At 48.9% G+C, this 14,250-nt stretch carries 13 protein-coding genes; 7 read left to right on the forward strand and 6 right to left on the reverse strand.

Going from position 1 to position 14,250, the window contains the following annotated elements:
• Window positions 1-29: 29 nt before the first annotated feature.
• Complete coding sequence (gene uspE / locus SK32_RS04720) at window positions 30-980, reverse strand: universal stress protein UspE (protein WP_005126626.1); 951 nt, start codon at window positions 978-980, stop codon at window positions 30-32.
• Between the two features lie 174 nt (window positions 981-1,154).
• Window positions 1,155-2,528, reverse strand: a complete 1,374-nt coding sequence (locus tag SK32_RS04725; protein WP_048211539.1) for an aminotransferase-like domain-containing protein — start codon at window positions 2,526-2,528, stop codon at window positions 1,155-1,157.
• 102 nt (window positions 2,529-2,630) lie between these two features.
• Between SK32_RS04725 and SK32_RS04730 the strand changes: the two genes are divergently transcribed.
• Together SK32_RS04730 and SK32_RS04735 are read left to right on the forward strand one after the other, a co-directional pair.
• Complete coding sequence (locus SK32_RS04730) at window positions 2,631-3,392, forward strand: AzlC family ABC transporter permease (RefSeq protein WP_048211540.1); 762 nt, start codon at window positions 2,631-2,633, stop codon at window positions 3,390-3,392.
• Window positions 3,392-3,691: an AzlD family protein gene (locus tag SK32_RS04735; protein ID WP_048211541.1), complete on the forward strand. Its 300-nt coding sequence runs from the start codon at window positions 3,392-3,394 to the stop codon at window positions 3,689-3,691. The genes SK32_RS04730 and SK32_RS04735 overlap by 1 nt, the downstream gene beginning before the upstream one ends.
• Window positions 3,692-3,952: 261 nt before the next feature.
• On the opposite strand, the gene fnr is transcribed toward SK32_RS04735, so the two are convergent.
• Both fnr and ogt read right to left on the reverse strand, forming a co-directional pair.
• A complete protein-coding gene (gene fnr, locus SK32_RS04740) occupies window positions 3,953-4,705 on the reverse strand; it encodes a fumarate/nitrate reduction transcriptional regulator Fnr (RefSeq protein ID WP_003020397.1) in 753 nt (250 codons plus the stop codon).
• A 194-nt stretch (window positions 4,706-4,899) separates the two neighbouring features.
• A complete protein-coding gene (gene ogt / locus SK32_RS04745; protein WP_048211542.1) occupies window positions 4,900-5,415 on the reverse strand; it encodes a methylated-DNA--[protein]-cysteine S-methyltransferase in 516 nt (171 codons plus the stop codon).
• Between the two features lie 197 nt (window positions 5,416-5,612).
• On the opposite strand from ogt, the gene smrA reads away from it, so the two are divergent.
• The gene (smrA, locus tag SK32_RS04750; protein WP_048211543.1) at window positions 5,613-6,176 is read left to right on the forward strand and encodes a DNA endonuclease SmrA; all 564 of its coding nucleotides are present in this window, start codon (window positions 5,613-5,615) and stop codon (window positions 6,174-6,176) included.
• A gap of 12 nt (window positions 6,177-6,188) precedes the next feature.
• Here the strand turns inward: smrA and SK32_RS04755 are convergent, their stop codons facing one another.
• Together SK32_RS04755 and SK32_RS04760 are read right to left on the reverse strand one after the other, a co-directional pair.
• Window positions 6,189-7,421, reverse strand: coding sequence for a GGDEF domain-containing protein (locus SK32_RS04755; RefSeq protein WP_048211544.1), 1,233 nt, complete (start codon window positions 7,419-7,421; stop codon window positions 6,189-6,191).
• 67 nt (window positions 7,422-7,488) lie between these two features.
• Window positions 7,489-9,603, reverse strand: a complete 2,115-nt coding sequence (locus SK32_RS04760; protein WP_048211545.1) for a putative bifunctional diguanylate cyclase/phosphodiesterase — start codon at window positions 9,601-9,603, stop codon at window positions 7,489-7,491.
• A 411-nt stretch (window positions 9,604-10,014) separates the two neighbouring features.
• On the opposite strand from SK32_RS04760, the gene SK32_RS04765 reads away from it, so the two are divergent.
• The 4 genes from SK32_RS04765 (at window position 10,015) to dbpA (ending at window position 14,182) form a co-directional block, all read left to right on the forward strand.
• Window positions 10,015-11,181, forward strand: a complete 1,167-nt coding sequence (locus SK32_RS04765) for a methyl-accepting chemotaxis protein (protein WP_048211546.1) — start codon at window positions 10,015-10,017, stop codon at window positions 11,179-11,181.
• Window positions 11,182-11,338: 157 nt separating this feature from the next.
• Window positions 11,339-12,322, forward strand: coding sequence for a zinc transporter ZntB (zntB, locus tag SK32_RS04770; RefSeq protein WP_048211547.1), 984 nt, complete (start codon window positions 11,339-11,341; stop codon window positions 12,320-12,322).
• Window positions 12,323-12,597: 275 nt separating this feature from the next.
• Window positions 12,598-12,780, forward strand: a complete 183-nt coding sequence (ynaL, locus tag SK32_RS26675) for a proline-rich small protein YnaL (RefSeq protein ID WP_071887346.1) — start codon at window positions 12,598-12,600, stop codon at window positions 12,778-12,780.
• Between the two features lie 28 nt (window positions 12,781-12,808).
• On the forward strand, window positions 12,809-14,182 hold the full coding sequence (gene dbpA, locus SK32_RS04775; RefSeq protein WP_048211548.1) for an ATP-dependent RNA helicase DbpA: 1,374 nt from the start codon (window positions 12,809-12,811) through the stop codon (window positions 14,180-14,182).
• Window positions 14,183-14,250 lie beyond the last annotated feature (68 nt).

The raw sequence follows: 14,250 nt of genomic DNA on the forward strand, positions 1-14,250 counted from the left end.
ACATCGCCATCCGGCATTTTGCTACAGGGTTAATCGTCTTCTTCGTCGTCCAGTTCAACCGGGGTCTGGTACTGATCCGGTTTGATAACCAGCAGGTCGCAACGCAGATGGTCGATAACCTGTTCTGCGGTATTCCCCAAAAACGCAGCTGATATGCCGGTGCGCCCAACGGTGCCGAGTACCACGATACCCGCCTGTAAATGCTCAGCTAAATCCGGGATGACCTCTTCAGGCAATCCTTTTTCAACGTGTGTAACTTTTTCATCAATACTGAATTTCTGGCGTAATGCCTTCATGGCCAGCAGATGTTGTCCACGGATGGCGTCGTTGTACACGCTGGGATCAAATTCAGGTAGCTCAATCGCAATGTTGATAGGCGTTACAGGATAGGCGCCCACCAGGTGTACTTCGGTATGGTTAACCTGTTCTGCGAGCTGCAACGTTTCTTTGACCAGTTTTTCGTTGAGTGCATTGTGATACGCCTCTTCACTGGCGAGGTTCACCGCTACCAGCGCTTTACCACCTTCCGGCCACGGCTGATCTTTGACCATCCATACCGGGCTTGGACATTTACGCAACAAATGCCAGTCAGTTGGTGTGAAAATTACGGCTTCAAGGCGATCGTGTTGGTGTGCCATTTTGAGCACCAGGTCATGCTTAGCGCTGATCACTTCCTGGATGATGGCTTCAAAGGGACGGTTGTGCCAGACCACTTTAATATCAAGCGGGATCCCTGCTTCGATATAGTATTTCGCTTGTTCACGTATCCATGCAGTTCGCTGGCTGATGACCCCCTGACGCATTGCCGTACGCTCGTCCGGCGACAGCAGGGTGGTCATCTCGTAGGAAAAGTCATAGATCGGCAAAAAGGCTTTAATTTTGCCACCAATCCGTTGATGCAAATAAACAGCTCGCCGTAATGCTGGTTGATCGTCCTGGTTTGGATCGATGACTACCAGCATGTTTTGATACATAGCCATACAGGGTCTCCTTACAACTGTCACCGCAGTTTGTATTTAAAAGAGTAACCCAATAATGTGGATTGAAACAGGGGAGAACCTCTTGCCAGATCAATAAACTGGGGAAATCTCCAGCTTTTCCCCACATCCCGCTCAATTTAAACCATTTTCCGTTGTTTCTATTGTGCTTGCGCGCTACACGGAAAAAGTTTGGACGTGTGGACGTTTCAACTGCCCGGCAATCTCTTTAAGAGTTAAGAGTGCCCGGTGAAGTTGTTCGATCTCCGGCCCACCAATGCACAGTCGGATACCTGACTGCTCGGATAACGGGTTGACCTCTGTTGATACGGGTGAGGTAACTTTGATCCCTGCCGCTAAGGCTGCTTCGTAGAACGGTTGTACGCTTTCGCGAGCCAGTGGCAACCAGAGGTGAAAGCTGGGATGCCCGGAGCGATAAAGATGCTCACCTAAAATAGAAAAGGCTAATTCATAGCGGCGAACTGTTTCGTGTTCTATCGCAGAGGTTACGGTTTCCGCAGTACCATCAAGTAACCATTGCTCCATGATCGCGCAACTTATCGGGGAAACCATCATTGCCGTTGCTCTGAGCATGGATTCAGCTCGGGAATATAGCTGTTCAGGCAGCAGAAGTCCGCCGATGCGTAACGTGGGGTTCAGTATTTTAGATAAGCTATTTACATATAAAGTGATATCCGGTGCTAATCGGGCAATTTGTGGGAGTTCAATATTACGGGTGAGTCGATAGACATCATCTTCGATAATAAATAATGCGTTTGCACGGCAAACGCGTATCAGGTCTTTTCGCCGGGCAAGACTCATTATGCGCGTCGAAGGGCTTTGTAGCAGGGGAGTGACATATACCGCACTGCGTTTGTCATCGCTGGCATCCAGCATTTTCTCCAATACTGAAACATCCATCCCTTCGTCATCCATCGGAATGCCAACCAGTCTCAGTTTTAACAGCCGTGAAAGTTGGATCAGTCCGGAATACGTTTGCGCCTCCACATAAAGTGTCCCAAAAGGTTCGCATACCGTTGATAACGCCACTGAAAGCGCATGTTGCGCTCCGCTGGTAATAATGAGTTGGCGATAATCAGCGGGCATTCCCAGCCTGTTGAACCAGCGAGCCATCAGGCGACGGTGTTCGTCATGGCCGGCTGCTGGCGCGTAGGTGTTGAACATGTCCATATCCGGACGGCGAGCGATTGCCGAAAGTGTCGCGCTGAGTGAACGCGAGCTTAGCGCAGCCGGGGGGGTATTTTGCGACAAATCGATGACGGTCTGACCACGCGAATTTGCTAGTGCTACAAACATCCCGCTTCCTTTCACACTTCTGACAAGTCCACGTTTCTCAAGGATCCCATAGGCTTTCGTTACGGTGCCAAGCCCGATACCCAATGTGTCCGCTAAATTACGGTGGGCTGGTAAGCGGGCGCCATGCTGAAGCGATCCTGAGAGGATATCTTCGGCCAGGGCCTCAACTAATTGTTCTGTTGGAGATGTCGCATTGCTGGACAGTCTTGGCTGCCAGGGAGAACGCTCACGCATCGGATCACCATAAGTGTAATGTGACACTATTTATATTTACTAATAGTGTCACGCATTCTATTCTGACGCCAGTATCAAAATGGGTCAGAACAGGCATCGGGTATGAGTGTGAAAAGTATGAGTGAAAGTATAGATGGCGCAGGATCTGCAGATGATCCGACAGCTATTGATAGTATTAGAAAAGACGTTGTCCGTGGGTTGAAAGACGGTTTTCCCGTTTTACTTGGCGTGATTCCTTTTGCTCTGGTTTTGGGGGCCCAGGCCAGCCATAAAGGACTCAATGGTTTAGCTGTTCCGCTAATGACGGGATTAAATTTCGCTGGTGGATCTGAATTTGCAGCAATACAAATCTGGACTTCACCTCCCCATATTTTTCTTATTATGGCAGTTACATTCCTGGTTAATAGCAGACATATTCTGATGGGGGCAACTCTTGTTCCGCTGTTGATGCGTTTTTCTAAGCGTAAAGTTTTACCTGCACTTTTTTTTATGACTGATGAAAGTTGGGCGTTAAGTTATAGTGATGCATATAAAAGAAGCATTAATAATGTTCCTCATTTTAGTATGCCTTATTATTTAGCCGCTTCTTTTTCTTTTTATACTATGTGGGTAGGTTGTACCACGTTAGGCGCGTTAATCGGCCCTGTGCTTGGCGATGTTCATCGTTACGGTTTTGATATGGCTTTTCCCGCTGTATTCCTTGTGCTTGTCAGGGGCATGTGGAGCGGTTTTCGCAAAGCGATACCGTGGTTTGCCAGCCTGATTGTTGCGGTTGCGGTTTATCATTATGTCCCCGGTGTTTGGTATGTCATGGCAGGTCCGTTGGTGGGATTAGTGGTTGCATGGTTGCAGGGGGATAAATAATGCCAGACCAGCAAACGCTGTTCGCCATCCTCCTGATGGCTCTGACCACCTATGCGACACGTATTGCGTCGTACATGATATTGCGCAACCGGGTGTTATCCCCCAGATCGATGGCCGTTCTTAAATCATCGCCAGGATGCGTCATGCTGGCATTTATCGCACCTTATTTTGCGTCCGGAAACCCTGCCGATCTTATCGCATTAGGTTTAACACTGATCGCCGCATTACGTTTTCCTATGCCTGTCACCGTTGCTATTGGTGTGCTGACCGCTGCTATCCTGCATCATTATCTCGGCTGAGAATATTGGATTATTTACAGAAGTAAATGTCTGACCATGGAATAGTTTGGTTATTATATTGAATCACCTCAGAGGCTTTTTATGCTACCAGGCAGGAAAGAGTTTTTAACCGTAGTTATTGTGACAGCATTAATGATGGGAATATTTATATTGAGTACACTTATAGTTTTTATATTTTAATTAAATCAGAGCAGAAGAGCCTTCTGCCAAACCATTAAATTGGGGTAATTTAGCAATTTGACAGAAGGTTAACTGAGAAGGTTACGCAACGTTACGCGTGTGGCCAGCAAGGACGGCCAGCGCGTCGCTATTCTCAATAGTGATATATTTACCTTTCACCGCCAGCATACCGCTTTTCTGGAAGCGACCCAGCAGGCGGCTAATGGTTTCAACCGTCAGGCCGAGGTAATTACCGATATCGCCACGGGTCATTGTCAGACGGAATTCGCGCGGAGAGAAGCCCCGCTGGGCAAAACGGCGGGACAGATTGTAGATAAAGGCCGCCAGGCGCTCTTCAGCATTCTTCTTCGACAACAGCAGGATCATGTCCTGGTCGCCTTTGATTTCGCCACTCATCAGACGCATCATCTGTTGACGCAGGTTCGGCATTTTACCGGACAGGTCATCCAGGGTTTCGAAAGGAATTTCGCATACCATTGACGTTTCCAGCGCCTGGGCAAAGCTTGGGTGGTGACCGCTGCCAATCGCGTCAAAACCAACCAGGTCGCCCGCTAAGTGGAAACCGGTGATTTGCTCATCGCCTTGTTCGGTAATGGTATAGCTTTTTATCGTTCCGGAACGGATAGCATAGAGTGACTTAAGCTCGTCACCTGCTTTAAAGAGCGTCTGCCCCTTTTGGATAGGCTTTTTGCGCTCGATAATGTTATCGAGCTGGTCAAGCTCATGCTCGTTAAGTGTGAACGGGATGCAAAGCTGGCTGATGCTGCAATCCTGGCAATGGATAGCACAACCGCCAGACTGAATGCGCCGTATAATTCGCTTTTCCGGGATCATAGGTCTGCTCAAGCCGTAATTGATATTTGTCAATTTTAACATCTTTTTGGTGAGCACGTAAGCCTGAGCTACTCCCAATAGAGAATAATTCAGGCATAAGCGAGTTGAATGTTTGTATCTATCTGATTAACCGCACTTTATTTGGGGATGCATTGTGTGGAAGTGTGATGAATAAGGCATTAATTGCCTGGATTCTAGAGTAGCAGATAGCCTTCATGGCGCAATAACCACTCTTTTCGCTGCACGCCACCCGCATAGCCAGTCATTGTGCCATTCCGTCCAATCACGCGGTGGCACGGGACGACGATGCTGACAGGATTGGAACCATTAGCCGCACCAACGGCTCTGGCGGCACCGGGGCGCCCCAGTTGTTCAGCCAGTTGTCCATAATGCATGACCTGCCCGCAGGGGATAGAACGTAACGCTTTCCAGACCTCGCGTTGGAAAGGGGTTCCCGCTGTTGCGGTTTCAAGCGTATCTATAATGCTGAGATTTCCCGCAAAATACTCTGCCAGCTTATCGCTTAGCCCTCCGGGGTTTTTGGCAGCAATACGCTGATAACCCTCGGAACGATAATGAATATCGAGTAATTGCTCCATACGATCGCGATGTTGATCCCATTCAACCGCACGCAGGCGAAATTGCTCATCACAAATTACCCACAACGGGCCTAGGGGTGTTGCAATGATGTCTTCAAGTAAGTTCAGCATCCGTTTTTCTCATTACAGGCGGGGTTACACATTATCATGTCAGTGATAGTCGTTTCTATACCCCCAAAAACGGATCTTAACTTGTGGAGGTAAAGGAATGTCGAACGGTGCGTTATTGGAAATAACCGTAAACCGTTGTCGGTATAATAGTGCGCGGTTATGATAATGACCGTCGTAAAATCGCTGGAGGATGAAACATGAACCATGATGATGCATCGCTGTTTCTTGACGCCATGGGGGATGTTCAACCACTGAAGGGATGCGCCGATGTTCACTGGCAGCCAACGCGTAATCTTCGCGCTCCGGCACGTATTGATACGCTGCAGCTGGATAACTTTCTCTCGACAGGTTTTCTGGATATCGTCCCGCTGAGCGTTCCGCTGGAGTTTCGTCGTGAAGGGTTACAGCATGGCGTGACTGACAAGCTGCGCACCGGGAAATATCCGCAACAAGCAAGCCTTAATCTTGTGCGACAGCCCGTTGAAACCTGCCGCCAGATGCTATTTAGCTTTATTTTACAGGCGCAGCAGGATGGGTTGCGCAACGTCCTGGTGATTCACGGTAAGGGGCGTGATGATAACTCCCATGCCAACATCGTTCGTAGCTACGTCGCGCGTTGGTTAACGGAGTTTGATGATGTGCAGGCTTTCTGCACCGCACTGCCGCATCATGGCGGCAGCGGGGCATGTTATGTGGCGTTACGTAAAACGGCGCTGGCGAAACAGGAGAACTGGGAACGCCACGCTAAACGTAGTCGCTAGACAGGGTAGTCATCAGGCAGCCAGCACTCTGTTTCTGCCTTCATTTTTGGCTTTGTACAATGCGTCGTCCACGCGTTTAAATAACTCATCAATACTTTCATTGGCTTCGTGTCGCGCCACACCAATACTGACAGTAAAGCGGGGAAGGCCAGGGAGGCTCACCTTGGCTACCGTCGCGCGTATTACTTCAGCGAGATTAAGTGCTGCATCTAAAGACGTGCGTGGCAAAAGCAGTACAAACTCTTCTCCCCCCCAACGAAAAACCAGATCGTCTTTTCTTGCACAGGATTCCAGGGTGCGTGCCAACGCGCAAAGTACATCATCCCCTTTTAAATGCCCGAAAAGATCGTTGATGCTTTTAAACCGGTCGGTGTCGATTAGCAGCAAACTGTAATCCTGCGTTAACGATGTTGTGTGTGTCTGCGCTGGCTCAGTTATCTGATAAAAATGCCGCCGGTTGAGTAATCCGGTTAACGCGTCATGCAAGGCGGCGCGTTCCAGTTCCAGTTCCAGACGTTTTTGCTCGGTAATATCGTGAACAATGCACAGCATCAGCTTATTGCCGTAGATTTCGATAGGACCGGCATAGGTTTGTACGTGACGGGTGCTTCCATCGGCAAGTCTGTGGACAAAATGTAAGGGCTTATGGCCACCAGGAAGATGCGCAATTTTATGCATTATCGGCAATATATGGCGCCCCAGCATATTGATTTCCCAGGTATGCTTCTGACACATCACGTCATGATCATAGCCATAGAAATTCAGGGCACTGAGATTTGCATCCACAATCAATCCGTCGCGTGACGGATCAATAAGCAACATGGGTGCTGAGTTAGTCTGGAAAAAACGGGCATAGAATCCTTGTTTTTTCCGCTGATAGGTGGCAGAGCGGCTGGCTTTCAGACCTTGCGCTGTCGGTGTTTCAATGCCTTCATAGAGGATAACATCACCTATATCCTGAAGCGTCCTGATGGACAAACGACAGGCCAGCGCGATTTCCTCGCTTTCGCGGTAAACCGTGAGTATCTCTACAATGTCATGATGATTTCGCAAATCACTAAGATACATAGGTAAATCATTTTGTGCGTGCGTGGAGAATGTGCCTTTTCTGAGAGGGGGGAAACACGGGGCCTGCATCAGTTCCCGTGCAACGGTATTGGCGAACACCAGTTCTTCGGTATGTGGCGAAACGATCCAGACCGGAATGGTTAATAAATCCAGTGAATGCAGCTCGTTTATGCTCATCGATAATCCCGTTATCTTCATATGCTGTGTTGCCGGTTTATTGGCGAATTTTTTTAATTATGCAATCTCACAATGTTATTGATTGTCGGTGAGACAAGGGTTGTACCGTTGGTTTTACTTTTGTGGCGTTTTCAGTTTGTATCAAGTCATAGATTTTATGTGCTGGCAGCGGTTTCGCATACAGGAAGCCTTGCAGCACACCGCAGCCCATCTGGGTTAACAGCGTTTCCTGCTCCTGGGTCTCTATACCCTCTGCCACAACGCGCATATTCATAGAGTGCGCTATGTCTATAATAGTAGACACGATTTTTGTATTTTTGCTGTTCTCACTAATATCTTTGACAAATATTCTGTCGATTTTTAATTCTCGTGCCGGAAGTGATTTCAGCATCAATATATTTGAATAACCGGTGCCAAAATCATCAATAGAAACGGTGATCCCCAAATCGGCAAACGCGTTCAGGACTTCTACGCTGCGTTTTAAATTTTTAAGTGCCGTACTTTCAGTCAGTTCCAGCGTGAGATGTGCTGGTGAAAGCTGATATTGTGCCAGGGCGTTGCAGACTATATCGACAATATCAGGTTGTTCAAACTGGGCTGGTGACAGATTAACGGCAAGGGTCCACTCCGTGTGGCCTTGTGACTTCCATTGATATAACTGACCGCATGCCTGCTGGAGAACCCAGGTGCCGACAGGAATAATCAGGCCTGTTTCTTCAAGTGCGGGCAGGAATTCAGCCGGCAGCAGAATGCCGCGTTCAGGATGGTGCCAGCGTAACAACGCCTCAAACCCCGTCAGAGAGCGATCCCCGGCGGTGTATTTAGGTTGATACCATAATTCAAATTGATTCCGCTCAAGCGCTTGCGACAGTTCCTGCAAGAACGTTGGTGGCGTATCGGCGATAGCCTCCATCTCTGGGGTATAAATCGCCCAGCCGTTTCTGCCAGCCTGTTTGACATGATACATCGCAGTATCGGCTTTAACTTTTAGCTCATGTAACGTTGAGCCGTGTTCGGGATAAAGACTGCTTCCCGCGCTTAACGAAACGCGAATGGTATGTCCAAACAGTGTAAAAGGTTCTTTGACGGCGCTGGCAATACGGGTCATCAGCACTGAAATTGCTTCCCGGTTGCTGTTTGGCACCAGCAGGATAAATTCATCACCACCCAGCCTCGCCAGCGTCATGGTGTCCTCAAGGCAGTTGTATATGCGTTGTGTGCTGGAGATAAGCAACTGATCGCCAATGTGATGGCCCCAGGTGTCGTTTACGATTTTGAATCGATCAAGGTCGATAAAGACCAGGGCGAAGTGTTGTTGATGCAGTTTGGAATGACGCAGGCAGGTCTGTAAGCAGACGTCTATTTGCGTTCGATTGGCAAGGCCGGTCAGCGCATCGAAGTGGACCTGGTGCTCAAGCTGGCAGTTCAGTTGATGCAGATTATCGGCCAGTCTTGAGGTGCGTAGCTGAGAATCCACCATCGAAATGACCAGCATAATACCCAGAATCACCAGCGTGACGGCGCAGACCCAGATAGAGAGTTCCAGCGTGCTCAGTCCATCATGCGCAGTGTGACCGAAATGCGTGAAGGTGGCCGCCCCCATCCCGGTGTAATGCATTGAGGCGATCGCCAGCGCCATTACCAGAGCGGCAATAAGTCGGTTTATTAATGCGCGTCGGGTATTTTGCCGCAAATGAAAAGCTAACCACAGGCCGATCCCTGACGCGATAATGGCAATGACCACGGAAAGCAAAATGAGTGAGAACTGCCAGCGGATAGCAACATGTTCAACGATAGCGACCATGCCAACGTAGTGCATGGTCACAACACCGGTGCTTAATAGGCTTGTTGCAACAATAAGCCGCCTGGTCGAAAGCGTTTGACCTGATATCGCAATATTGATGGCAAGCGTCGCGGAAATGAGTGCGATCAAAAAAGAAAATGCCGTGAGTGAAAAGTGATAATTAATTGGCATACTCATTTTCATGGCCAGCATGCCAATAAAATGCATCGACCAGATCCCCATCCCCAGCGTTGCCCCGCCAGATAAACGCCAGAAAGTCGATTCCCGACGATTAGAGATCGCCACTTTCCCTGCGCTATCGAGGGCAATAAACGAAGCAATGAATGCGACAACAAAGGAAATCCCAATCAGTACAGGGTCCCATGACACGTGCAACATCTTACTACCCATCGATAAAAAACCGTGATGATAAATCTAGCAGATTCTGTCCAGTTAACCTGGTAAAACCAGGCGCGTTCTTAGTTTCCTGTCAGCAGTATTAGTCTGAGCCGCTATAACGGTGGAGTATGTGATGTTTGCTTATGAAAACATTCACCGAGTTTATGATTTGGCGTATTTTTGTTCGCATTGTGCACTGGGTGACAATAGTCTGGCAACTGGCGTGAACGCCAGCTTATGCGGGATAAATAACCAGACTAATGTAAACTGGTGGTGTGATAGTGTGCTTTAAGTGAAAAGGCGGCATGCTCTCATTGAAAGTGGAACTTTCGGTATCGCGGAATGGCAATCTGCATTGCAGGTGCTATAAAAAATAATACTCCGCGTTATTCTTTGGCAGGCAGGATTAAAATGTTAAATAATATAAGCGTCAGGACGTTTATTACTTTATTTCTGGTATGTACCGTAGTGGTCCTCAATATCGTAGAGGTAATATTATCTGCAGGATTTAATGTCATTATTGGCACTGATGTGGTTTGTACTATTTCACTATTATATTTATGGTGGTATATGACAAAATATCTCGTCGTGCCGATTAATACGGTAAAAGAAAGCATTGAAGAGGTGACTGCAGGGAATCTGGCAATGAGTATTCCTGAGTTCGGTAATAATTGTGCTGGCAGACTTATTCCGGGAATTAACAGTCTGGCGAGTAATATTTCCACGTTAGTCAGTGAGATCAGATCCTCTTCGCGGACCGTGATGACGCTTTCTGAACAACTCGCGGAGCGTAGCGCTGAACTGTCAGTAAAAACGGAACAGCAGTCTGGCGCGTTAATGCAAACAGCTGCGAATATGGATGAGATAGCGGTTAGTACGCGCAATAATGCAGACAATACGCACATGGCGAGCGCCCAGGCAAATATTGCGACACAATCTGCTCGCCAGGGGGGCGATTTAATGGTGCAGGTCGCCACCAATATGCGCTCGATCACCGACTGCGCTCAGCAGATGACTGAAATTATCGCGTTAATAGATGGTATTGCATTCCAGACGAATATTCTGGCATTGAATGCGGCGGTTGAGGCGGCGAGGGCTGGTGAACATGGCAAAGGTTTTTCTGTCGTTGCAGGTGAAGTGAGAATATTGGCACATCGTAGCGCAGAAGCGGCAAAAAGTATTAAACGGCTTATCGATGAAACGCATCACAATGTCCAGCAGGGTGCGGCGGTTGTACGTGAAGCCGAAAAAAACATGCAGGATATTGTGGGTGGTGCAGGGCAATTAAATCAGCTGATGGCGGAGATATTAACAACCACACGGGAACAGGAAAACGGGATCACCAGAATTACCCAGGCTCTTGTCGAACTGGAAAACGTGACGCAAAGTAATGTCAGCATGGTCGATGAGTTATCTGATTCGTCCGGTATCCTGAAAAGTCAGGTGAATGATCTTCTGTCACGTACACATAAATTTCGCTTAAGTAAAAATATATCTGTCGAAACAACCACGATCTTGCATCGAGATTCTCCTGTCTCCGGACTACATCAACGGGTTAAATGCAGTTCTTCATATTAAGATTCAACATCTGCTCGCCACAGCGCCGAACCCGTCGGCGCTTTTTATTTTCTTGAACACTTTTATGAATCATTTCAGCATAATGGGACAATGCGATATTGCTTAACATATACTGAAGACTAGACTAACAAAAAGTTTGAATGTTTATGGAGGCGCTGTGGAAGCCATTAAGGGAACCGAAGTTAATGTGCCGGATGCCGTGTTTGCCTGGCTGCTGGATGGTCGCGGTGGCGTGAAACCGCTGGAAGACAACGATGTTATCGACAGTGCGCATCCGTGCTGGCTGCATCTTAATTACACCCATTCTGATAGCGCGCAATGGCTGGCGACAACGCCTCTGCTTCCTAATAATGTGCGTGATGCACTGGCGGGAGAAAGTACTCGCCCGCGCGTAAGCAGGATCGGGGAAGGGACGCTGATTACGTTACGCTGTATTAATGGCAGCACCGACGAACGCCCTGACCAGCTTGTCGCCATGCGCTTATATATGGATGAACGCCTGATTGTCTCAACACGTCAGCGTAAAGTGCTGGCACTGGATGATGTGGTAAGTGACTTGCAGGAAGGGACGGGACCGTCTGACTGTGGTAGCTGGCTTGTGGATGTTTGTGATGCCTTAACCGATCATGCCAGTGAGTTTATCGAACAATTGCATGACAAAATTATCGATCTGGAAGACAACCTGCTGGATCAGCAGATCCCGCCTCGCGGTTTTCTGGCATTGCTGCGCAAACAACTGATAGTCATGCGGCGCTATATGGCCCCTCAGCGCGATGTTTATGCGCGCCTGGCCAGTGAACGTTTACCGTGGATGACTGACGATCACCGACGTCGGATGCAGGATATCGCCGACAGATTGGGAAGAGGGTTGGATGAGATCGACGCATGCATCGCCCGGACGGGCATTATGGCGGATGAAATTGCTCAGGTTATGCAGGAATCTCTGGCGCGAAGAACCTATACCATGTCGTTGATGGCAATGGTTTTTCTGCCCAGCACATTTTTAACCGGACTGTTTGGCGTCAATCTCGGGGGGATTCCCGGTGGCGGCTGGCAGTTTGGTTTTTCGCTATTCTGTATTCTGTTAGTTGTCCTGATTGGTGGTGTTACTTTATGGTTGCATCGTAGTAAATGGTTGTAACAACTACGTTTTTTATTGACTTTCGTGAGTGAAAACGGCGAAGTTTTTGAGCGAGGTCAATAAACCATCTACCTATTCGGGGCAATATCTCTCTCGCAGGTGAATGCAACGTCAAGCGATGGGCGTTGCGCTCCATATTGTCTTACTTCCTTTTTTGAATTACTGCATAGCACAATTGATTCGTACGACGCCGACTTAGATTAGTCGGCTTTTTTTTGCCTGTAGGAAACCAGCGTCTACCCTAAAAGGGTCAGCCTGACTCACTGGAGGGTAATATGACCTGCTTATTCGCCCCGTTGCAGTTGCAACGTCCCCATTCCGATACTGTTCCCACCGACCCGGTTCCGATTCCCGACTCCATACCTCGTCCGCAACCTATGCCGGACCCGTCACCGGATGAAGAGCCGATTAAATTGTCGCATCACGGGCGCAGATCTGCGAGGATACGCGCCTGCTGAATGTGAGTTTTTACCGCGAGATTAAATTGTGACCGCTTTTTCAACCCTGAATGTTTTGCCTGCCGCCCAACTCGAGAATCTTAATGAGCTGGGTTATCTTGAAATGACGCCTGTTCAGGCCGCTGCGTTGCCGGCAATCCTGGCAGGAAAAGATGTTCGTGTGCAGGCAAAAACCGGCAGTGGCAAAACGGCCGCGTTTGGTCTTGGCCTGTTACAACACATTGATGCTGCGCTGTTTCAGACTCAGTCGCTGGTGCTGTGCCCAACCCGCGAACTGGCTGACCAGGTCGCCGGTGAATTGCGTCGTTTGGCGCGTTTTCTGCCAAATACCAAAATTTTGACGCTGTGCGGTGGCCAGCCCTTTGGCGCACAGCGTGATTCTCTGCAACATGCCCCACATATTATTGTTGCCACGCCGGGACGTTTACTCGACCACCTGCAAAAAGGCACCGTCTCCCTTGATGCGTTGAATACGCTGGTGATGGATGAAGCCGACCGCATGCTGGATATGGGATTTAGTGATGCAATTGATGACGTAATCCGCTTTGCACCAGCGTCCCGTCAGACATTGCTGTTTTCCGCAACCTGGCCGGAAGCAATTGCCGCGATCAGTGGTCGCGTGCAAAACAATCCGTTAACGATTGAGATTGATACAGTCGATGCGTTGCCAGCGATTGAACAACAATTCTTTGAAATCTCCTCACACGGCAAAATTCCGCTGTTGCAAAAATTACTTAGCCAGCATCAGCCGGCATCATGTGTGGTTTTCTGTAACACCAAAAAAGATTGTCAGGCTGTTTGTGATGCACTGAACGCAGCCGGGCAAAGCGCATTATCGCTTCATGGCGATCTTGAGCAACGCGATCGGGACCAGACGCTCGTACGTTTTGCCAACGGCAGTGCCCGTGTTCTGGTTGCCACCGATGTGGCGGCGCGTGGCCTGGATATTAAATCGCTCGAGCTGGTGGTTAACTTTGAACTGGCATGGGATCCGGAAGTTCATGTACACCGTATTGGACGTACTGCCCGTGCGGGTAACAGTGGCCTGGCGATTAGCTTCTGTGCGCCGGAAGAAGCGCAACGTGCCAATATTTTGTCCGAGATGCTGCAACTGAAGCTGAACTGGCTACCCGCACCGGGTAATGGTTCAATTCTGCCGCTGGAGGCTGAGATGGCGACACTGTGCATCGATGGCGGTAAAAAAGCTAAAATGCGGCCTGGTGATGTATTAGGGGCGTTGACCGGAGATATTGGTCTGGACGGGGCAGATATCGGCAAGATTGCCGTTCATCCGGCGCATGTCTACGTGGCCGTTCGCCAGGCTGTGGCACATAAAGCGTGGAAGCAACTGCAGAACGGTAAGATCAAAGGTAAGAACTGCCGGGTTCGTTTATTAAAATAAATGCCCGTAGGAATGCCTGATGGCGTTCCGCTTATCAGGCCTACTGGTACTGACATAATACCTTGTCC

Source organism: Citrobacter sp. MGH100 (genome assembly GCF_001034465.1).
GTDB lineage: Bacteria > Pseudomonadota > Gammaproteobacteria > Enterobacterales > Enterobacteriaceae > Citrobacter > Citrobacter youngae.